The 23,369-nt window shown below is 38.7% G+C and carries 9 protein-coding genes and 1 tRNA gene; 1 reads left to right on the top strand and 9 read right to left on the bottom strand.

What is annotated here, in order from left to right:
* Positions 1 to 66: 66 nt before the first annotated feature.
* The 7 genes from FBT53_RS09720 to FBT53_RS09685 all read right to left on the bottom strand — a co-directional run bounded on the left by FBT53_RS09720 (position 67) and on the right by FBT53_RS09685 (position 20,366).
* Positions 67 to 1,998 (bottom strand): helix-turn-helix domain-containing protein, encoded by a 1,932-nt coding sequence (locus FBT53_RS09720; protein WP_136950992.1) that lies wholly within the window; start codon positions 1,996 to 1,998, stop codon positions 67 to 69.
* A 244-nt stretch (positions 1,999 to 2,242) separates the two neighbouring features.
* Entirely contained in the window at positions 2,243 to 4,528 is a 2,286-nt protein-coding gene (locus FBT53_RS09715) for an alpha-amylase domain-containing protein (protein WP_136950991.1), read from the bottom strand.
* Positions 4,529 to 4,539: 11 nt separating this feature from the next.
* Entirely contained in the window at positions 4,540 to 5,853 is a 1,314-nt protein-coding gene (locus tag FBT53_RS09710; RefSeq protein ID WP_136950990.1) for a SusF/SusE family outer membrane protein, read from the bottom strand.
* An 11-nt stretch (positions 5,854 to 5,864) separates the two neighbouring features.
* Positions 5,865 to 7,424, bottom strand: a complete 1,560-nt coding sequence (locus FBT53_RS09705) for a RagB/SusD family nutrient uptake outer membrane protein (protein WP_169630347.1) — start codon at positions 7,422 to 7,424, stop codon at positions 5,865 to 5,867.
* A gap of 13 nt (positions 7,425 to 7,437) precedes the next feature.
* Positions 7,438 to 10,419 (bottom strand): SusC/RagA family TonB-linked outer membrane protein, encoded by a 2,982-nt coding sequence (locus FBT53_RS09700; protein ID WP_136950989.1) that lies wholly within the window; start codon positions 10,417 to 10,419, stop codon positions 7,438 to 7,440.
* Positions 10,420 to 11,486: 1,067 nt separating this feature from the next.
* Positions 11,487 to 11,560: transfer RNA gene (locus FBT53_RS09690), tRNA-Pro, on the bottom strand.
* 298 nt (positions 11,561 to 11,858) lie between these two features.
* Positions 11,859 to 20,366 carry a T9SS type B sorting domain-containing protein gene (locus tag FBT53_RS09685; RefSeq protein WP_136950987.1) on the bottom strand — a complete coding sequence of 2,836 codons (8,508 nt, stop codon included), beginning with the start codon at positions 20,364 to 20,366 and terminating at the stop codon, positions 11,859 to 11,861.
* Between the two features lie 144 nt (positions 20,367 to 20,510).
* On the opposite strand from FBT53_RS09685, the gene FBT53_RS09680 reads away from it, so the two are divergent.
* A complete protein-coding gene (locus FBT53_RS09680) occupies positions 20,511 to 21,635 on the top strand; it encodes a PQQ-dependent sugar dehydrogenase (RefSeq protein ID WP_136950986.1) in 1,125 nt (374 codons plus the stop codon).
* Here the strand turns inward: FBT53_RS09680 and murQ are convergent.
* Together murQ and FBT53_RS09670 are read right to left on the bottom strand one after the other, a co-directional pair.
* The gene (gene murQ / locus FBT53_RS09675; RefSeq protein ID WP_136950985.1) at positions 21,632 to 22,447 is read right to left on the bottom strand and encodes an N-acetylmuramic acid 6-phosphate etherase; all 816 of its coding nucleotides are present in this window, start codon (positions 22,445 to 22,447) and stop codon (positions 21,632 to 21,634) included. The two genes, FBT53_RS09680 and murQ, sit on opposite strands and share 4 nt — an antisense overlap.
* Position 22,448: 1 nt before the next feature.
* Positions 22,449 to 23,198 carry a DeoR/GlpR family DNA-binding transcription regulator gene (locus tag FBT53_RS09670; RefSeq protein ID WP_136950984.1) on the bottom strand — a complete coding sequence of 250 codons (750 nt, stop codon included), beginning with the start codon at positions 23,196 to 23,198 and terminating at the stop codon, positions 22,449 to 22,451.
* Between the last annotated feature and the right edge of the window lie 171 nt (positions 23,199 to 23,369).

The following is a 23,369-nucleotide window of genomic DNA, read 5'->3' as shown; positions in this document are numbered from 1 at the left end:
GTTTGTATCGACTTAAATTATAATATGGTAATTAATTCTTATAAAATGACCCTTATTTAAGAACACCTAGGGCGTGTTTTGCTCTAAGTCATTAAAATATTCTCTTGGCGACTTATTTGTGACTTTTTTAAAGGAGCGATTAAAGGAGGATTTAGAATTGAAACCTACCGCTAACGCAATAGCTAAGAAGGTCTGATTTTTATATTTCTCATCTTGAGCACGAACGATAAAATCTTCTATTCTATAGTGATTTACAAAATCTCTAAAATTCTTATTAAAGCCTGCGTTGATTGCTCTAGAAAGCGTATGTACGTTAGAATTCATCCTTTCTGCTAATTCTGGCAAACTCAATTGAGGATTTAAGTATACTTGCTCCTCTATCATCATTTGATGCAGTGCTTGTTTAAGTGACTCTAATTCTTCTGATTCTAAGGGTGACTTTTCTATTTCTGGCGCTTTTTCTTCTTGGTTTTCCTCTTCTTCTGGCATTCTAAAAATTTGAGGTTGCTTTATGGCAAAATACCCTAAGAAAAACACCACTACAGAAAATACAATCCAAATACCATCTATTAAAAAATTGTTCAGCGCATTTACAGGCTTTTCTGTAAAAGTGCCATATATATCTACAAGAATAATAACCGTCCAAAGTACAAGACAAATACCTAAAATAATTAGAATGGTATTTAGGTATTTTATGTTTTGATCAGTTGAATAATTATGCTCAATATTCTTAAAATAATTATTGATGATGTTTTTAACTTTAAACCAATACCAAATGTTAAACACCAATGCTATTAAGACAATTACCTCGTAAATGGAATACGGTGGGGAATCCATAGACTGAAATAAATTCTGCTCTATAAAGGTATGTGTAGGCTTAAAAAAGAAGCTTACATAGATAACACATTGTAGAAAGAATGGCACAAAATGTGGCCAATAATGCCATATGGCTTTTTTAGCATGATGCAATAATCTTTTAATATAAATAAGCAGCGTTGGCCCATACAAGAAAAACACCAAATCTGTAAGCAGCGATAATTTGGGATAGTTGGTATAAATAACGCGGTCATAAATTACTACACGCGCTATTAAAGTTAAAGATATTACAAAAATAAGCACGCTTAAAGCTTGGTTAGCCCACTTATTGTTATTCTGATTACTGTTTATAATGAAAATTAAGAAAAACCCCTGTAGTGCCGTTAACACCAAAACAAGGGTATATGGATTAAAAATACCGTAAGATTGGTCCTCCCAATACGCAATACTGTCTTCTACAGGCTGGTTTGGATTTAAATCTTCTTTTTCTAAAACCCGATTAGGTCGTGGTCTGCCATAACTACTCCCTTCTACCGTGGACCAATTACCACGAGTAAATTTGTACTCCAACCGATTCTCATAAATTGGTATTGTAATTTCGTACATTCCATTACCCGCAACTTTTAGTTGATACCGCTCATCACCAGGTACCCATCCATTAAAATTACCACATATATAAATAGAGGTATTGGGTGGTGTATTTTTTGGAATGTCTATTAGTCTTACGGTAAGCCAATCTACGTTAGATAGTGCATTAAAATTATCTGTCCAACCGGCTACCTGTAAGGTAACAGTTTCTGACCCTGTTTTATTAAAAGAATGTTTACGAACAGTGAGTGGCAGTCCTTCTTTTTTTACTTCTACAGTTTCCCAACTACCTCTGGTTATTTTATAAGAAATCCAAGAATTTTCAAATTCTTTATTTGCTAACACATAATTCCCATCGGCCTGTAATGTAAACTTGTAATCAGGGTCAGACGGGTTCCAGTTGTTAAAAGAGCCAGAGAGGAAAAGGTCTTGGGAAACATTGGTATACTCTGGAACATAATCTACAATAAAGGTAGTTTGCCCGTGAATTTTAAGGATGGCAAAAAAGAAAAGAACAACCAATACCAATTGATTAATTCTACAGTTGGAGTTATTGATTGTCAATTTAATACTGTAAATTTTATCCCTTTGCATCCACAAAACTCTTACTAAATTCTATGCCTAAAAGGCTTTAAATTTTTGTACAAAACTAGCAAATACCGAGTTTTAGTTCCTATCAAACTTCTATTTTCTTGTGATATAGTAATTACAGTAAAATTTGGTAAGGGATACTATGGCCTTGCTGCTTATGGCTTCTATTACTATTCATAAAAAAAGGGCTGCCAATTGGCAACCCTTCTTTCCACAATTATAATTAACTAAACTGAAAACTTAAACTTTAGTTTTGTACTACTACAAATGTATTGGTAGCTAAATTTAAGGTGATAGTGTAATTCCCCGCTGCTGTAACAGCAATGTTAGCACCATCTTGCTCCACGCTACCATCCGCATCATTATCTCCTAAATTAACGGCCCAATCATCATTAAATCTAAATTTCATTTCACCTGCCACCAAATCTAATGTAATGGTCCAAACTTGGTTAACCGTATCATATGTCATGTTGGTATCAGCGTCCCAACCGCTAGGCGTAGCACTACCTATAACACCCCAATTACCAAGGGTAAATGAATTGTTTGCCACATCTAAGTCTATTTGGTAGCTACCAGCAGTTACAGCAATATTATCACCACCATTATCCAACACACCATCTGCACCAGTGTCCCCTAGGTTTACATCCCATCCATTATTGGCACGGAATTTTAATTCGCCATCTGTAAGGGTAGTTGTTACCGTCCAAACGTTTCTGTCAAAATCATAAGACATATCCGTATCCGGGTCGTCCCAACCGTTTGGCGTAGCACTACCTATAATTGCCCAAGTGTTGGCAGACCAGGTGTTGTTAGCCAAGTCAACATTGATTTCATAATCTTGAGGTCCTGCCAAAATAATGTTGTTCCCAGGAGAAGCCAATACACCTGTTGTACCATCCCCTTCATCTGCGTAAATTCCATTATCCCAATTTGGAGCATCTGTAAATTTAAATTCGTTACTTGCTTCTGTAAAACGAACGTGACCGCTAAACGTACCGGCTAAGTTTGGTAATTCTACAGCATTTAAGGCAGGAGCAGATGATGGGTCCCATCCTTGGTAACCTCCTGGCACATATAATACTTCTGGGAAAGCCAACTGTTCGTCTTCTGTAGCTGCCCAAATGGCATAACCGTTGGCTGGGGCTTTTAATGTAACCAAACCACTAGCATCTGATTGCTCAAAAATTAAATATTCTTCTGTGTAATCCTTAATATTGGCACTAGCCCAATGCGTTTGTACTTCTCTGGACGCTTCTTCTCCACTTAAGTTAATGTATAATACCAAACCTGGTTTCTCTGCATCGCCACCACGGATAGCCACAAACTCTTGGTTAGAAACATAATTCACTGTCCAATCCCCAGCAGCTAATTCTGAACGAATCTGAATTAACTGGTTAATTTTAGTTTTTTGCTCTTCACCGCTATCCTCATAGTGCGAATAGAATACACAAGGATATCCTGGAGCACTCATAATGTATGCGTAAGCATGGGTTTCAAACTCATCTGGAAATTCGTTACTTCCATCTCTAGCTTCCGTATCATGGTTACCCACAAATGTCACAGCTTTCTCTGGCATGGTAGATAGTAAGCTAGGTTTCACCAACTCATTTAAATTACCGTTTAAAAAGGCATTACGCATATTAAAGAAGTTAGGAAAATCAAAAGCGTTGGCACCAGAGGCTTCTACCCAAGGACCAACAACACCTTCTACATTGCCATCAAAATTTTCCCCAACGCTATAACCGCCAACGGTAGCAATCCAATCTTTAACAACATCTGGAGAAAAACCTTTTACAAAATCGAATCTCCAACCGTCAATTTTCAACGTATTCATGTAGTAATTGGCTACAGATTCTTCGGACTGCCATAACCAATCGCGCACATAGTCATTCTTTAAATCCAAGTCTGGAAAACCACCAAATCTACCTTCATCCTTTAAATTTTCTGCGTTAGGCAAATAGTTTAACCAAGTTCTATTGAATAAACCAGAAGCTGGCTCAAACAAGGTATAGGTTTCAATTTGTCTAAACTCGTTGTACTCTAACTGTCCACCAGAATTGTGGTTTAGTACGATGTCTGCAATAACTGCAATATTATTCTCGTGCGCAGTACCAATCATATTTTCTAATTCTGCACGATTACCAAAGCGGGTTTCTACAGTTCCATGCTGTTGAAAGTCACCAAAATCGAAGTAATCTGCCGGGTCGTACCCCATAGAAAAACCACCACTTTGACCTTTAGAGATTGGCGGAATCCAGATGGCATCAATTCCGTTGGCTGCCCAGCTGTCTAGTTTGGATTCTACATTGTTCCACCAAATTCCGCCCTCGGTAACGTCCCAATAAAAGGCTTGCATCATAACACCATTACCCGGTACTAATGCATCTGTTCTACCAGCTGCCGAGCCAGAAGGTAAATCTTCTGCATCGTTTGCTTCTTTAACTTTTAAGGGCGAAAAATCATCGTTAGTACAAGCTGCGAACACCAAGGTTAACGCAGCCAGACTTAGATGTATATATTTTTTGATTTTCATAATTTCTTGATTTATTCGATAGTGTAGGTTGGGTTATCGGCATCTGCCAAATACAATGTTATGGTATACGTACCTGCACTTACGGGAATGTTAGCACCGTCTGTCTCTAACGTACCGTCATTGCCATCATCTCCATAATTAAAATCCCAGGCATCATTGGTACGGAATTTAATTTCACCGTCTAACAACGTAACATTTTCCAAAATCCAAACGCCTTCGTTGGCATAATCTGGTGTAAAACGTACGTTAGGACCGTCCCATCCATTGGGAGCAGCATCACCTACTAAGCCCCAAATATCTATAGGTTCTAAAGTATACAGGTTATTGGTAAAATCTACCGAAACTAGATAATTACCGGCCTCTACGGCAATATTATCACCATTTGCTTCAATAGTACCATCTGCACCGGTATCACCAAAATTTACGGCCCAATCATTATTTTGTCTAAACTTCATTTCGCCATCAGTCAGTGTTACCACTGCCCTCCATTGGTCAGAAGAAGAGTCATACGTTAAAGGAGTATCAGGACCATCCCAACCATTTGGTGTAGCATCACCAACCAATCCCCATGTGAATGGCTCTATGCTGTAGGTAAAGTCGTTTAAGCTAAACATTACTTTGTAAGTACCTGCCGTAACTTGGATGTTATCACCGTTTTGGTCTAAAATACCATCGGCACCAGTGTCCCCATAATTTACGGTCCAATCGTTATTTTCACGAATTTTAAGCTCGCCGTCTACTAGTGTAACGTAAGCCACAAATTCATTAGCGATAGCTGTACTGTAAACAGGTACATCTGGACCATCCCAACCGTTAGGCGTTGCAGAACCCACTAGACCCCAAGGCGAACTTAAATCGAAGGTAGTTGCATACCCTGTAATGGTTAAGACTTGTGCAGCAGAAGATGCCACTACATCTTTACCTAACATAGCTTCTACCCAAATCTTAACTTCGTTTTCTAGGCCAGCTAAAGCACCTGCATCTGCCACGGCATCATTCAATTCTTCTGCTAAAAAATCTTTACTTAGCACGTTACCCACATTTACACGGGCTGGCATAGCCTCTGTAGCTGCATCAACCCCTACAACCACGTTATACGTAGGTACTGCACCAGTAAAGCCAAAATCTGGAGCAGTCCAGTTTAGGCTTAACACGGTTTCTCCCGTCATATCTCTAGTTAATTCTAAAGCCTCTGTTGAGGATAGTGTAAGTTGTGTACTTGCCTCACTACTTACTCTTATGTTTTCATCATCATCGCTACAACCTGTCACCAAAAGTGCCATTGCCACGATGGATGCATATATAAATGCTAAATTTTTCTTCATCGTTTTAGTTTTTAGTTAGTATAGCCTGGGTTTTGTTCCAATAATGGATTTGCTTGTAATGCTTCTAAAGGAAATGGAAACAAGTTGTAATGATCCGGAATAGAAGTACCATCTGCCACATTACCTTTCCAAGGCCAATTGTAAGTTCCTCCAGTAAAGCGACCAAAACGAATTAAATCTTGTCTTCTATGACCTTCATAATACAATTCGCGTGCACGCTCATCTATCAAGAACTGTTCAGTTAAATCTGCTTCTGTGATATTTCCACTAGCATCACCGTAAGCTCTTTCTCTTAGCGCATTAATGTAATCTACCGCCTGAGCTGCAGAACCACCACCACCTCTAAAAAATGCTTCTGCATACATTAGATAGGCGTCTCCTAAACGGAATAATGGAATATCGGTATCAGAGAAACGACTCTGACCAGAACTTCCGTCTGAGTATTGATTTTGGAATTTAGTTGTTGGGTAACCACTCTCCCACGTACGGTAATCGTCCATTTCATAACTATGCCCCTCTGTCCAGAAAATAGCTCTGCTATCTGGAGTAGTCTCCAAATCGCCAAACAAACCATAAATAGCAGGCGTACAACGGTGACCAAACCAACTTTCAGAATTTCCAAAGTCTGCTATTGGCATAGTAGTATCTCCTAAACTACCATTAGTTAGATATGTAGCCGTACCAAAAGATTGTACAGTATTTCTATCTCCTATAATTGGGAAAATTATTTCTGGAGAAGTAAAGTTATCACCTTGAAATATAGATTGGTAATCATCATCCAAAGTAAATGGCGATTCTAAAATCACCTTTTCACTATACGTCAATGCATCTGCATACCTGTCTGTACCCGTATACACTTCTGCATTTAAATACACCTTTGCTAATAACATGTGTACTGCAGCCTTATTTGCCCTACCATACTCATTACTTGCAGGTATAGTCTCCTCTACAGCCAACAATTCGCTCTCTACAAAATCAAACACTTCTGTTCTGGTGTTGCGCGCTCTTCTTACGCCCGTAACCCCATCTGCTTCGGTTACAATGACCACACCACCAAAGGTGTCCATCAAATAATAATAGAATAGCGAACGTAGAAAACGAGCTTCTGCCACATATAAATCGGCATTAGGTTCATCTGTCTTTTGTACATCTATAATAAAGTTATTGATTTGTGCAATATTGAAGTAACTTCTATTATATAAATAACCAAAGAATTTATTGGTAGGTACCCAGTTAGTAGCCGTAGTTAAAGGATCTAAACCACCATCTCCCCAACGGTTTTTAGCTATATCTGTGGTCAGCTCTTGCATATTCCAGATTGCTCTAAAGAATACCGTTTCTCCTGGGTCATCTCCGGCAATATCTGCTTGCTGATTTCCGCTACCCGGTATACCTATACCGTGTAATGCCAGACCACCATATAATTTACCTAGAATACCTAATGTGGCGTTTGGGTCCGAATCTAATAAGTTATCTAAACTCTGTTCTACCCTTGGCTCCGTATTTAAATCGTCTGTACAGCCTACTAAAACAGTAGCTGCAAATAGTCCGAATATTATTTTTTTTATCATTTGTAGTTCGTTTTTAGAAATCAACATTTACACCTAATGTATAGGTACGTGGTCTTGCATAAGGCGAAGATTCTATACCATTAAAGTTCTCTGGGTCTAAACCGTCATAATCCGTAATAACAAAAACATTATTGGCAGAACCGTAAAATCTTAAGCTTAATTTTTTGTCTTCAAAAGGCTTAAGGTTGTAACCAATAGTTATATTATCTAATCTTAAGAAAGAGGCATCTGATAAATAAAAATCCGATAAGGCCTGTGTATCTGAAGGAATTTCTGGAAAACCATTATACTGCACACCATCATATAAATCCAACGTATTATTGATGAATCCAGAATCTGTTTGCGGAATTGCTGCTTGAGCAAATCCTCTATTTAACAAATTAGCATTATAGACGTTACCTCCTATTTGCCCTCTTAAGTTAGCTGTAAAATCTAAGTTTTTGTACTGAATAAACGTACCAAAACCGTACGTCCATTTAGGTTCAAACGGAATAAATCTTCTGTCCGCATCAGAGATGATGCCATCGCCATTCTGGTCTACAAAAGCATCCTCTATCGCCTTACCATCAGCATCATACACTTGCTCATACAACCAGAAGGTACGGTTACGCTCCCCTACAGCAGTTTGCCCAATGTTTACACCAGTTCCACGGCCAATGCCTCCACCGTTCCCATATTGAGTGATATTACCCAATGTAGTAATATAGGTCTCATTAAATCCTGCATTAGCATTGAATTCTAAGGTGAAATCATCCGTTTGTATAGGTCTAAATTGTAGTGCAGTTTCAAAACCTTTACTTTCGGTTTCACCAACATTTTCCACAAATTCATTTGACAGGGCTCCTTCTGATTGTGGAACATTTGCCAACAAGTTGGTAGTATTCCTTATATAACCATCTATATTACCACTAAGAACATTAGAAAATAAATTAAAATCTATTCCTAAATTGTAAGTTGAAGTTGATTCCCAAGTTAAATTTGGATTGTAAGGATTAGCCCTATAACCTGGAATACTTTGACCGTTAAAATTATATTGAACCGTCTCATTACCAATACCGTATGATGCCGTACTAGGATAGTAACCAACAATATTAGTAACATCTTGTTGTCCTGTAAGACCCCAACCTAATCTTAGTTTTAATTGGTCTATCCAATCCGTTTCTTCAAAGAATTTTTCCTCATCTAATTTCCAAGCTAAGGCTGCTGCAGGAAAATACCCCCATCTATCGTTCTCATTAAATAAAGATGACGCATCTGCTCTAATGGATGCTGTCAATAAAAAATTCTCGTATAGTGTAAGATTTGCTCTAGCAAAGAAAGACTGGAGATTAAGCTCTGTATAATATCTATTTTCATTTACACGCTCTCTAAAACCATTATTAGTAACTGTTGAAAAAGGTGCGCCATCGACTACAAAGTTTTGGTATGCATAACCCGCTTGGACATCTAATCTGTTCAAAGCTCCTTCAAAATCTTTAGCGTAAGACAAATAGGCATCTAACAAATGGTCTCTCTTAATTTGATTTTCTCTGTAACTTGGACTGAAATTGTTGAATATCTCCAGCCCATCAAAAACGGTATATGCGCCCACGGCACTTGGCAAAAAGTACTCGTTTATAGTAGATTCTGAATAATCTATACCTGCGTTAACCACCGCTGTTAACTCTTCAAAACCATGAATTTTATATCTAAATTCAGCGCTTCCAATAAAACGGTCTGCATCTTCATTACGCTCACGTTGCTTTAGTAATGCTAATGGGTTGGCTGGCCCCACTATACCTTGATCATCTGTTAATTGAAAATAGCCTCCGAAAATACCACCTTGTGGGTCATATATTGGTAATGTTGGATTGGCAGCTAAGGCACTACCAATAGCTCCACCATCTGGCTGGTCTTTTTCTGTAGCAATTCCTTTAGCATTGATAGTCACTTTTAAATGCTGATCAAAAAACTCTGGTGCAATATTTAAAGACGCTGTGTACCTATCCAATTGCGACTCTTTTAAAATACCCGCAATTTCTGAATGGCCAAAAGAAGCTCTAATTGGGATTTTATTAAAAAGGTTTGCTCTAGCCGTAAGGTTATTATTAACGGTGTAAGAGGTTCTGTATATCTCTTCTTGCCAGTTGGTATCATAAATAGTACCATTTAAACCTAGTAACCCAGCACTGTCTGGATAGGTATTTTGGATAAAATCTACATACTCCGCAGAATCAAAAATATCTATTTGATTGCTCAACGTACCAACCTGTACGTTAGAAGAGAAATTAAACTGTGGTGCTCCCTTAGTACCAGACTTAGTAGTAATAATAATTACCCCATTAGAAGCCCTAGAACCGTAAATAGCCGTAGAGGAAGCATCTTTTAATACCGAAAAAGATTCAATATCATTTGGGTTAATTAAGGTTAATGGGTTTGCCTGACCAGCAGGATTCTGGTTGGATAATGGCACACCATCAATTACGATTAACGGACTGTTATTCGCATTTAAGGAAGAACCTCCACGAATACGAATGTTTATCCCCGCATCTGGGTCACCACCATTGTTAACCACACGTACACCGGCAGATTTACCCGTAATCATTTGGTCTGCTGTAGTGATAGCTCCCTTATTCAAATCTTCTGATGTCAATAACTGCACGGCACCTGTAGCGTCTTTTTTTGTAGTGGTACCGTAACCAATTATTACAACTTCATCTAAAAGGGCAACGTCACTTTCTAAAGAAACATTAATTACCTCTGTAGCTACGGTGACTTCTTTGTTTTTAAGACCGATGTAAGAAAATACCAAAACATCGCCTTCATTGGCTTGGATGGTATAATTACCATCAAAATCTGTGGTTACACCGTTTGTGGTTCCCTTTAAAATAATTGTAGCGCCGGGTAAAGGAGTACCCATATCATCTGTGACGGTTCCCGACACATTCATTTGCGCTAATGCAATACATGGTACAGCTAAGAGTACCAAGAATAACATCGAAATTTTCTTTCGCATATTCAAGTTAGTTTTTAGTTATCAGTAAGAGGTTAACACAACCTCACTTTTTAGCAACTTAAAACTATGTTAAGAGGGTTATTAGGTTCGCTTCATTTTATAAAATGACCTAAAAATAGATTTTGACACCATCTATTTGCATTTTTGAATCAAAAACCAACACACCCTTTAAAACCTTGTAATTAAGCCACATAAGCACAAAAATAGAAGACATCAAAGCAGTATTTGATGACAAAAATCATGAGATGTTAAAATTGTCTGCAGCTATCCGTTTGACGAAGTTTATTGTGAATTTATCAATAGAGCCTTAGTTAAATTTTAATATGAAAATTGTTGCCCTACTTAAAAATTAAATTTTCAAATAGACGAGCTCTTAATTACGAAATTCAAAATTTCCTTCTCTATTTAGTAGTATCCATTAGATGCTAAGTGTGCATATCTAAATGTTTTCTTAATGAAATGAGTTAAACACAATTTTAATGCAGCAATTATACCCTAAAATGGTGTTGCATCTTTGTTGTGTTGTTTACATAAGACAACGTACCAAAAAAAAAAAAAAACTATGACAACTATAAGTAACGCTAACAAAACACTAATTAGAACTAAAATTTATTTAATTGGCTCAGGACTATTCTTTTGTCTTGCCTTTGTAATTTCTTTAGCGCTAATTTTTAAAGGAATTTAAACCAACAATATGAATAAGAAATACACTACTTGTATCGCTTTATGTCAGCAATGTTTAGTGGATTGCCAGTACTGCCTATCTCAAATGGCGGGGAAAGAAAGTATGAATGACTGTCCAAAGTGTTGTATGGAATGTATAGACGCTTGTTTGGCCTGTATTAAAAGTATGAGTGCTAATTCTAAGTTTAGCAGGGCTTATGCTGCTATTTGCGCTGAAATATGTGATTGGTGTGCAGAACAGTGCATAGCGCACAATCATGCTCATTGTCTTGCATGCGCAACAAGTTGCAAAGCATGTGCGGAGGAATGTAGGAAAATTGCTGCTTAGTAATATAATAAACAAAGGCTTCCGTAATTGGAAGCCTTTGTTTTGTTATACCTTGTCGGGATGACTGGATTCGAACCAGCGACCACACGCACCCCATGCGTGTACGCTACCAGACTGCGCCACATCCCGGATTTTGGGATGCAAAAATAACATTTAAATCCAAAGTAATCTTCTTTAGAGGCTAAAATTGTTTTTTCCTCCAATAGTGTATCCATTATGCTCATCATTAATAATACATTTACTATAATAGATTATCTTTTATTTATTGAACAGTATTTTATATCTGTTTGTATACCTTATTTTGAAAAGAAAACATCCCGCTATTTGCGGGATGTTTATTAGATTGTATTTTTTTATTGTTGTCTTGCGTTTAAATCTATAAAGGCAATCTCAATAACCCCATAATTACAATCTTCAAACAAAATTTTTATCTGTAAAGGGTAAAGTGCCCCACAAATTGTTGTTTATCTGCGTCATTGGCATTTACAACATACCAATAATCCCCTGTTGGTAAAGGTGAGCCCTCATAGGTTCCATCCCATCCTTTTACATCTGTTAATATGGCCACTACCCTACCGTACCTATCAAATATTTTAACTTCCATGTTAGGGAATAGGTCCGCATTCTTTACAAACCAATTGTCGTTTCTGGCATCTCCATTCGGCGTAAAGAAATCTGGGAACTCTGGCATACCTTCAAAATCGAACGGCATTAACAACAATGCCTCGCAACCATTAGCGTCTACCACGCGTATTTCTATATTACTGTCATAATTAATAGTAAATACGTTCTCTGCACCATAAGAATCTCCGTTAAAGAAGAACTCATATCCTCCAAAACCACCTGTTGCAACGGCTGTAATTTCTCCAGGGCCGGTTTGTTCCGCGGTCAAGATTAAGGGTTCATAACTTTCTACCGAAAATTCTACAAAGGTTACACAGCCGTTTTCATGATATGCATAAACAGTGTGCTCCCCTTCTGGTAAATTACCAAATACACGCTCATCTGTTGCTAAACTTATATCATTTACATCTAAAGAAAAAAGCGTTCTTGACAGTTCACTTCTATCGGTTAAATCTATGGTTACTGTACTAAATGGAAAGATACCCTCACACCCGTACACCACTTCTGCGGTTGGCACTAAATCCACACCACTAGAAATTTCTGCAAACACAGTAGTTTCGCAACCACTAGCATCCCTTATAAAGAAGACGTAAGTTTCTCCTCCTAATAGATTGTCATAGAACAGACTATCATTTCTAACATAATCTTCCTCTAAATTACTATTAAAGGCTACCTCAAAATAGGTTTCTCCTGTAAGAGCATCTACAAACGGAGTTCCACCTGTAATACTCAATTGAGCGCTACCATCTGCTACACCCAAACATGTTTCTGGTGTTGTAGCAGCCGTAGCCTGCAATTCTTCTGGAGCATAGATAGTAACTATTTCAGTTTCTGAACAACCCTGAGAATCTTGAATTAATACCACGTATTCTGTACCTGTAGGACTACCTGTTAACTCATCAAAAGTATAAACACCTGGGTTCTCGGCATCATTAAAGAACTCGTTAAAATTAGGACCTATAGCAAACTGTATTAATCCTTCACCACCACTAGTTACCGCTATCGTTACGCTACCATCTTCCTCTCCACTACAACTAACGTTTGTTGTAGTACTAACAAACTCTATTGGGGCAGGTCTGGTAATTACAAACGGACCTTCTACATCAAAACAGGTAGAACCACTAGTTACGGCAACATAATAATCTGCACTCTCTGGCAATCCTTCAAAAGTACCATCTGTTAATGGACCTCTTACCAAGGTCGCGGATGCATTTGGCGCAAATGGGTCTCCAGGGTCTCCCATGTACAAGAAATATTGGTTAGAACCTACACCACCAGAAGAGAAAGACTCTATACGCCCATCTGTTTCTGAGGCACAAGAAATATCATCTGGTAAGTTAACTACTAAATCTAAATCTTGAGCATCTACCAAGGTTAAACCATTAGAGGCAACTGGATCACAAGTATTATTTAGATTTACTTTTCTCACATCAAATTGATAGAACCCTGGACCACCATCTATAATTACACTGGTAACCCCGGCGCCCATAGAAATATAAGGGTCGTTTATAGGATCTGGAGTATTTACAGAACGATATTCGTATTCAAACCCAGCTTCTGGATTTGTTACCGTTAAACGCATCTGACCAAGCCCGCCACAACCGGGAGCCCTTACTTGTACTAAACTCGGTATAATAGCAGGTGGCGGATTTACATAGTAAGGTGCTGTTACTCCTATACAAGAATAGCTAGATGAAATTTCTATTGCGTACCATCCTGCACTGATGTATCCTTCCCCATTTGTACCGATGAAGGTGGGGGAATCCTGCAATCCACTACGGGACAACTCATCGGCGATGTTATTACTACCTAAGTAAATTAATTGATATTTATAGCCTGCACCCAGCACACCTCCTGATGCACCTGCCGTAGCCGTAGTAGCATCTCCTGTAGTTAGGTCATAGGCCTCTAAAACAGCGTTGTTACCACCAGGGCACACTAAGCCAGATGGTTCTCTAATACCAGCGGTGATTGGGGTGATTGGGTTTAGGGTGATGTTATCAAAAGACACACAACCTTCTACATCCCTAATCTCAACACGGTAGTCGCCACTCGCTAAATTCTCAAATAATTGCTGTCCTGAAAAAGCTGTAATCACTGTAGGATATGTTCCAGAACCATCATCTTGCAACAATTGGTACTCATAGGGAGCAACATCCCAACCGCCCGTACCAATAGCTTCAATACTTCCTGTATTGTCCGTACAACTTACATTGCCAATTTCTGTAGTGCTTACAGATAACGGTCCACTTGGCGTACGTACCGTTGCTAAATTGCTTTCCGCTGAACAAAATGGCGTATCTATTGAAGTAATTCTGACTACAAAATTACCACCATTTAATCCGGAAATCCTGGCGGCGTCTCCATTTATATCTGGATAGTCCGCCGTGTTAAAGTTACCTGTTACGCCAGTGCTAGTTTGTGTTCCCGCACCATCCACGGCAAAAACTTCGTAACTATAATTTCCGGTATAATTAGATACATCAATAAATAATGCACCATTGGTATCTCCGTCACAACGTATTGGTGCTGCTTCAGAAATTAATGCTATTGGTTCTATAGGCTCTACTACGGTATATTTTGGTAATGGATAAGAACACCCATTTGGTGATAAATCGTTTACCACAAATTGATATTCCCCAGCTGCAGGTAAATTAATTGTTGTTGCTGCGGTACCCCCACTGTTAAATGGGCTACCTGGTACAGCTGGCGTTACTTCAATCTCGTAATTTGTAGTGCCCGTTACTGTTATTTCTACCAGCTCGTCTGTAGCGCAGGTTAATGCTGTGGTATCTGTAATGGTTGGTACAACATCTGTTGGCGGTGCAATAATCACATCTACTTGGTCTTGACAACCGTTACCATCTATTGCATACACGGTAACAGTTTGTGTAGTACCATTATCTATAATTTCGAATGTATTGCTAGTTTGGTAGTTGCTAAAACCTGTTATGCTATATTGATACCCAGAAGTACCCACATTGCCTGTTCCGCTGGGATCAATAGCAACGGTAATAATCGTACTGCTAAATCTGTTTGCGCCTACCTCACAGGTAAAATCTGGTGCAGAAGCACCAATCTCAAAAACTGGTGGTTCTTCTATTTCTATATTATCCTCTCTATCTTCACAACCTCTATCGGTAACCACCACTGCATCATAAAATCCTGGGGTTAAATTGTTAAACACTCCAGAACCATTAGTAGCGACTAGAGTGGATGTCCCAGCCTCGTACAAATTATAAGTAAACGGTGTATCCACAGCACTTGCGGGGTCTATCAGCATATCTATAGCGCCGTCGTTAGCACCATTACAAGAAATGTTCTGTACAATGGAAGGCTGTAATACGGGAGGTGTAGGTATATCTAGATTAATATTTACCGTATCTGAACATCCTGTTTCATTATCTAAAATATAGACTCTGTAATTGCCCGCTACCAAACCTGTAAATACACCTGCTGTACGGTTTCCTGTCAATGTAGGACCTATATAAACACCAGAACCATCTTGAAGTTCAAAATTAAAATCGTCACTACCCCCTGTCACATCAATAGTAATAGTTCCATCAGCATCAAAACACGTAGGCATGGTACTAAATTCTCCACTTACCGTTAGAAAATCGAACACTTCTGCAACACCCACACTAGTACAACCATCTGCATCTTGTACATCTATAGTATAGTTTCCAGGTGAATTCACAAAGAATGTAGTTTCATAAACACTTCCGTTTACCACACCAATTTGCGTAGTACCACCCATAGTAAATCTTGGGGTATCTGCAAGAGCTGTAGGTATACTTACATTGATTTCAAAACTAGTTGCAGTAACATCACACTGATTCACCACATTTATCACTGGCGTTGGTAAATCTGGTCTAAGTGCAATGATTGTTGCAATATCAAAAGAAGTACAACCAGAACCGTCTCTTACATACACATCATAATCTCCTGCAGCACCTACAAAAGTGGTTTCATTACTGTAATCTCCTGCTACTGGCGTTACGCCATCTGGCATAAAAGCAAACTCGTAAGGACCTCCATCACCACCGTAACCTTGCACTGTAATCTGCCCTAAAGCATTACAGTTTGCAGGTTCTTCTGATAAGATGAGATAACTCGGTAAATTTTCTTCAATAGTTACAGATGCCGCCGCATTACAGTTATCTGTAAGGTTTGTCACAATTAATTGATAGTTCCCTGCTAATTCTGCTATTACATCAGAATATGGAACAGCACCTGGAGTAATTGTACCTAGATTTACCACGGTACCATCATCAGAATTCATCAATTCTAACTCCAACATATCACCTACTGTAAATTGGTCAATAGTATATTGTATTTCTCCGTTTCTGTTTACATCACAGGCACCAGGTGTGGAGTTTGCTGTTACTGTTAAGGCTGTTGGACCAGTAATTGGTGGTATTTCTTCTTCATAAATACAACCTGTACCCTGGTCTGTAACCTCTACCACGTAGGTTACTCCATATTGTAAATCGTTAAAAGTGTGTCTTCTTGGCGGCACATTTGGAACCACAGGCGGATTTGGATCCCCTACCAAACGGATTAAGAAAGGACCTGTGCCGCCAACAATTTCCACGGTGTTAGAGAAGCCCGATGGACCACAAACTGGAAATGGTACTGGGTCTGGAATCACATCTAATGTCGCTTGTGTTACTGTTACCTCATCTGTATCTGTACAACCGTTTCTATCAATTGTAATTACTCTATAATTCCCTGGCTCAAAACCCGTAAATGTTTCCGTAGTACTCGCCGTAGGTCCTATTATATCTAGTTCTGTTCCAAATTCATCTTGTAAAATATAGGTAAAATCAGCAACACCACCGGTTACTCCAGTGATACTTATACCACCTTCTACAACGCCGGTTGTACAGGTAGCCAATACTTGACTCACTGCTGCATCTGGCGCAGGGGTAGCATCTGTGGGAATTGTAACATTATCTAAAACAGTTAAACAACCTCTAGCATCCCTAACTTGAAACGTGTAAGTTTGCCCAGCGTTTAGGTTAGAGAAAGCGGTTTGAGAATCCCATCCTCTACCATCAAAATTAACCTCGTATGGCGGTAAACCACTAGTTCCATCTGGTGTAATAATAACTCTACCATTATTTGTTTCTCCGCAGCTTGCGGGGAAAACTTCTGTACTAGCGGGGTCTATATTTACTGGTGGCGCCAATTCTACAGGAGAGGAGGTAGCAACACAACCTTGATTATCCGTTACTCTAAACACATACGTACCCGGTACATTGGTAAAATAGCTAAATGTATTGGCGGTCAAAGGTGTAGCAGCGGACCAAGTGGTACCATTGTCTGCACTAACCTCATAAGCTTTTATTCCAGAGCCCGATAAGTATCCGTTACGTGCACGTACTTCTATTTCTCCATCTGCACCACCGCAGGGTATCTCTGCAACAATATTAGCCGCTACTCGCAGTTGTGGACGTATGTTCACCGTAACCTCATCAGTACATCCGTTAGCATCTTCTACTTCTATCGTATGGCTTCCTGAACCTACATTGGTAAACGTACCAGAGGCTTGGGGTGTACCATTGTCTAATCTAAAGGTATATGGAGGCCCTGCCGTTCCGCCAGAAGCAGTAACTACCACCGTTGCTCCTGAACTTGGGTCGTAGCAATAATCTGTAGCTGCATCTAATGCTATTACTGGAGCATCTAATCTTGTTAAGTTGAAGGTAAACGTATCTGTACAACCCTCAACATCTTCAACCGTTAGCGTATAGGTACCGTCTTGACCTAAATTACCAAAGGAAGTTCCCGATTTAGGGCCTGCCTGTGTGGTACCATCTGGATAATCTAATGTATAGCTATAGCTACCCCAACCCCCGGTTGCATTGGCTACTACCCTACCTAAATTGTTGTTATCGCAACTCATGGCAGTAACCGTACCTGTTAAATTAATAGCAGAAGCTGGCTCTGCTACCGTTAATATGGCTGTATCTGTACAACCCGAATCTACGTCAGTTACCGTAATTGTATAATTACCTGCTGCCAAGCCTGTAATGTCTACTTCGGAAGCATTCTGCGGTGCACTTTCTGCCCCACCATTAATATTATAGGTATAATTATTGGTAAAACCATCCACTATAAATGTACCAGAACCATCTGAAGCTCCAGAACAAACTCTTAAATCACCACCAGATTTGACTCTAGCTCTTACAGAACTTATTACCGATGGATTATAACTTTCTTCGTATTGACAACCATTTACATCTGTGACCCTAAAGGTATAATTGGTATTATTGGTTAACCCAATAAAAGTATCTGAGGCCCCATTGTTAATTGCTACCGGACTTATCACTTCAAAAGTAGCGATAGCAGCATTAGCTGTTACTGTTAGTTGCACATCAGAGGTATTAGCAGCACAGTTTGTATTGCTTTGGGTAAAATCTATGTTGGTAGGCGGATCTACATCCAAAATAGTTATAGGTGTTAACTCCAATCTACATCCACCACCATCTCTTATTATAGGGGTGTAAGTACCTGGTGCTAAATTGCTATAGGTGGTTTGGGTTGAAAAGTTAGAAGGCGCATCACCAGAAATACTAAATACATAGCCACTACCAGAACCACCCCCAAACGGGCCTTGAAACTCAATAATACCACCATCTACTCCTCCAGAACCATCACAAGTTCTATCTGCAATCTTAACGGCATTTCCAGTAATAGTACCAACGCTGGTCACCGTAACACTCGTTGGCACATTCAGTATACAATCAACGGTTCCTTGTTGGTACCTTACTTGGATATTAGCATACGTGCCTGCTGCCACAGAAAGAATTGGATTAGGAGACCAGGCATCACTTGGAGTTGCTCTAAAAGACAAGTTATATCCTTTAGAGTCACTCACTGAAAAATTAAGTTTTGCACCACCATTACTACAAGTACCATTGGTACCTGTTACCGTTAAATCTGGAGGCGTAAGCTCTTCTACAGTAGCTGTTGCCGTAATAGTACAACCATTGCTATCAGTAATATAAAATTCATAATCTCCGGCCGCGGATACATTGTAAGTAGTAGAGGTAGTATAAGAGCCTCCACTATTACCACCATCACTCGTAGTAAAAGTAAACGGACCAGCACCACCAGAGGTACGGACTACAATATCTACATTATTAACACCACAAGCTGCATTTAAACTTTCATTAACTTCCGTAGAAGCCGCCAATGGCACCAATCCATCACCAATAGTGATGGGGTTGCCATTAACATCTGTTGTTTGTCTGGGAGCGGGGATTCCATTGCCAGGGTCACCGGCACATTGCTGTGTCTCTACTTGTACACTATAAGTACCAAAACCTACAGCTGAAAAAGTATAGGGGTTTGTGGCAATGAATGTTGTAAATTCTTGGGGTACACCACTCTGATCTAAAAGGGTGTATTTGTATGGGCCAGGAACATCATTTACCTGTACGGTTATGCTACCTGTTTCACCGTAACAATTAGCATCCGTATAAGTAACATTTATATCTATCTCTCTTTCTTCTATCTCTATGGCTTCATACGGATATTCACAAGTATTTGGCGTATTGCGTAATCTTGCTTTCACTATATAGGTGCCTGGAGTTAATCCTTCAAAAATGGCAGAATTTTGCCATGCGCCGTAGCCAGTTCCCGGATTTATTGCATACTCGTAGGCACTAGAAAGATTCGTAATTTGTATTCTACCAGGAACGTCACAGATGTAATTTCTTTTTACAAATGTTTGGGTAATAGTACTCTTTTTAACTTTAAAGTAGTAATATGCTCCACCGTTTACTCTAACTCTAAATTCCCCTCCACTCGTAGGATTTATTGTACTGGCATCAATGGTAAAATTGGCATCATTATCTACAACTGACCATCTGGCATTATTGGTATCTGGACAAGAATCATTAATGTCTGCTGCTCCAGTTCCTGTGTATGTGTATTGTTCCCATACGTAAGAACTATAAGAACCAGAAAGGGTCACTGTTCTATCATCAAACTCACCACACAAATTGTAACGTGCAATGGTAAATCCATTATCAGAACAACCAATAGTTTCATCTGCATTGGTAATGATAGTAGTAAACATCATTGCAGCAGGTGCTTCAAAAGATAAATCTTTAATATCAGCAGAACTGTTTTGGCTTTCTTTTAATTCTTCTGGGATTGTGTTTTGGTCTGCTAGGGGGGTATTAGACTCATAAAAGCTTAGTCCACTAAAATTGGCTTTAGTGAAAGAAGCATAGCCTACTAAGGATACTAGTACCAAAAGTAGTGCATATAAAACACGTGAGGTCTTATTGCTCAGCATAGGTTAAGTCTGTTAAAAGAAATACCGGGATTTGGGAGCCTAATATTTCTTTGCGTAATTATTTAGCTTATAATCTCATTATTTTTATTCGTAGATAGAAATTTGCATTTCAACCTATAAAACTATTATTCTAACGATGAATTTATGAAAAAGTATATACTCACCTTGCATTTTTTCGTTGTACTGCTCAACACCTCTTGTGCGCAAACAACTGACAAAACTATTGCAACCCCAGAAAAAACAGGCATTACAGCAGATTTGTACCTCCGCTATACTGGCGTTCCTTGGAGCTTTGTTTTTTTACCTGACCAAAGTATTTTAATTGCCGAAAGAGCAGGTAAACTACTTCATTTTAAAAATGGTGAATCTAAGGAAATAAAAAATTTACCTACCATAAAAACTAGTGGTCAAGGTGGGTTGCTCGACTTAATTTTAGATCCAGATTACAAAAATAACGGATATTTATATTTTGCTTACAGTTCTCCAGAAGGTACAGGTAACGGAAGTAATACAGCCATAGCTAGAGCAAAACTTAACAATCAAGAGCTTGTAGAAGTAAAAGTACTTTATAAAGCGAGCCCTAATAGTAGTACCGCTCATCATTTTGGTTCAAGACTAGTTATAGACGGTAAAAGAAATTTATATTTTTCTGTTGGCGATAGAGGCAATAGAGACAAGAACCCGCAAGATATTTCTAGAGATGGTGGTAAAATTTACAGAATAACTACCAATGGAGGTATCCCAGATGATAATCCTTTTGTAAATAGTTCTAAAGCAAAAAAAGCCATTTACAGTTACGGTCATCGCAATCCTCAGGGATTAACCTTTCATCCTAAAACAAAAGAACTTTGGTCTCATGAACATGGGCCTAGAGGTGGGGACGAGATAAATATTATACAAAGGGGTAAAAATTATGGATGGCCCCAAATTACCTATGGTATTAATTATAGTGGCACAAAAATTACAGATAAAACAGCACAAAACGGCATGGAGCAACCTATTCATTATTGGGTACCCTCTATTGCTCCCTGTGATATGCTTTTTGTAACTGGAAGTATCTATCCAGAATGGGAAGGCAATCTACTCGTCGGCTCTTTAGCTTTTCAATATTTAGAGCGATTAATTTTTAAAAACAACAAAGTTGTTCGGCGTGAAAAGTTGTTAGATGGCATTGGCAGGGTACGAAGCCTGACCCAAGATTCTGACGGTTTTATTTATATTGGTGTAGAGAATAAAGGGATATATAAACTAGTTCCAGCTAAAAACTAAGGTTTTAAGGCTTGCATAGCTGTACGTACGCTTCCGAACTCTTTTAAGGCCTTCTCCGCTGCTTCATAAGATAGATTCAAAGCTTCTACCAAATAGCGGGTACCACGGTCTACCAACTTTTTATTACTCAATTGCATGTCTACCATTTTATTTCCTTTAATACGTCCTATTCGTATCATTAATGCCGTAGAAATCATGTTCAACACTAATTTTTGACTGGTACCTGACTTCATACGGGTACTGCCCGTTACGAATTCTGGCCCTACTTCTACCGCAATGGCAATATCGCTTTGTAATGCTAAAGGAGAACCCGGATTATTGGTAATTCCCGCAGTGAGTATTCCATGCCTTTTAGCATCTTCTATACCACCCATCACATAAGGAGTTGTCCCAGAAGCTGCAATCCCAACTACTACATCATTTGTAGTTATGTTATATTCAGAAAGGTCTTTCCAAGCCTGTACAGTATTGTCTTCTGCAAACTCTACCGCTTTTCTGATTGCTGTATCTCCACCAGCTATAAGACCAATTACGCGGTCATAGGGCATTCCAAACGTCGGCGGGATTTCTGAAGCATCTAATATTCCTAAGCGACCACTAGTACCAGCTCCGATATAAAAAAGACGCCCCCCTTGGTTAAAACGGCTTACCAAAGCTTCTACTAATTGCTCTATTTGGGGAATAGTCTTAGCCACCGCTGCCGCAATTTTTTGGTCTTCTTCATTAATTTTTTCTAATAGGTTTAAGGTAGATTGTTGCTCTAAATCATTATGCAAAGAAGGTTGTTCCGTTATTTTTTGGAATGTAGCCATACTATACTATCGTTATTTCTTGATTTTTAAATGGATTTAAATCTCTATGGTCTGCAGGCAACTCCGTTACCATGGTGTGTATCTGTCTTACATCGCAGGTTTTATAGCGGTGCTGAGAACTCAGTTTTTCTGAAATACACAGTAAAACCGATTTTTTCGCCGCCTTGATTACTGCCTTTTTTGTTTGTACAATATCCCAATCAAACTCTGTTAAACCAAAAGCTGCATCAACATAACCTGTACCAATAAAAGCCCAATCTACTTTTAGTTGACTCAGATTGTTGATGGTATTAGCTCCATACGATATTTGCGAATCTTTAGACAAATTACCGCCAATAAAGATAGTATCAACATTAGGTTTATTCAGCAATTCCATCGCCACTGGTAAACTTAGGGTAAAACAAGTTAAATGCAAATGCTGTGGCAATAACCTAGCTAACTCTAAACAGGTGGTTCCTCCATCTATTAATATTACACTATTTGCTTTGATAAGCTTTATTGCTTTTTCTGCAATAGTCGTTTTTTTATCTAAAGCGTATACATTGGCTCTGGATGGACTGTAATTAGCAAATCCCAAAGAAACTGCGCCACCGTGAACTTTCCTAAGTTTTTGATCCCCATCTAATTCCTTTACATCTCGCCTCACCGTGTCTATAGACACTGCTAATTGTTCTGCTATATCCGTTAGCAAAACTTTATTATGTAATTCAACTTCGTTGAGGATAATGCGTTGCCTTTCTTCTTTTAACATGATTCGTTGCTAGAAATACAAAGATAACTAAAATGAATTTATGCTGTTTTTATTATAAAAAAATCGAATTAATACAATAAAACGCAATTTGACGCATATTTAATAGCAATAAAAAGCATAAAAAAGATTATTTTGTAGTTTTATGCTGTTTTAAACTCAAAATACCAAATA

This window comes from Flavobacterium sp. ASW18X (assembly GCF_005144745.1).
In the GTDB taxonomy this organism is placed as follows: Bacteria; Bacteroidota; Bacteroidia; order Flavobacteriales; family Flavobacteriaceae; genus Croceivirga.
Note: the sequence above shows the minus strand (reverse complement) of the source record. Positions and strands in the feature narration are given on the sequence as shown.

What these genes read in the sequence shown, in the direction of transcription:
- FBT53_RS09720 (WP_136950992.1), bottom strand. Translation starts at nt 1,998, where the DNA reads ATGCAAAGGGATAAAATTTACAGTATTAAATTGACAATCAATAACTCC.
- FBT53_RS09715 (WP_136950991.1), bottom strand. Translation starts at nt 4,528, where the DNA reads ATGAAAATCAAAAAATATATACATCTAAGTCTGGCTGCGTTAACCTTG.
- FBT53_RS09710 (WP_136950990.1), bottom strand. Translation starts at nt 5,853, where the DNA reads ATGAAGAAAAATTTAGCATTTATATATGCATCCATCGTGGCAATGGCA.
- FBT53_RS09705 (WP_169630347.1), bottom strand. Translation starts at nt 7,424, where the DNA reads ATGATAAAAAAAATAATATTCGGACTATTTGCAGCTACTGTTTTAGTA.
- FBT53_RS09700 (WP_136950989.1), bottom strand. Translation starts at nt 10,419, where the DNA reads ATGCGAAAGAAAATTTCGATGTTATTCTTGGTACTCTTAGCTGTACCA.
- FBT53_RS09685 (WP_136950987.1), bottom strand. Translation starts at nt 20,366, where the DNA reads ATGCTGAGCAATAAGACCTCACGTGTTTTATATGCACTACTTTTGGTA.
- FBT53_RS09680 (WP_136950986.1), top strand. Translation starts at nt 20,511, where the DNA reads ATGAAAAAGTATATACTCACCTTGCATTTTTTCGTTGTACTGCTCAAC.
- murQ (WP_136950985.1), bottom strand. Translation starts at nt 22,447, where the DNA reads ATGGCTACATTCCAAAAAATAACGGAACAACCTTCTTTGCATAATGAT.
- FBT53_RS09670 (WP_136950984.1), bottom strand. Translation starts at nt 23,198, where the DNA reads ATGTTAAAAGAAGAAAGGCAACGCATTATCCTCAACGAAGTTGAATTA.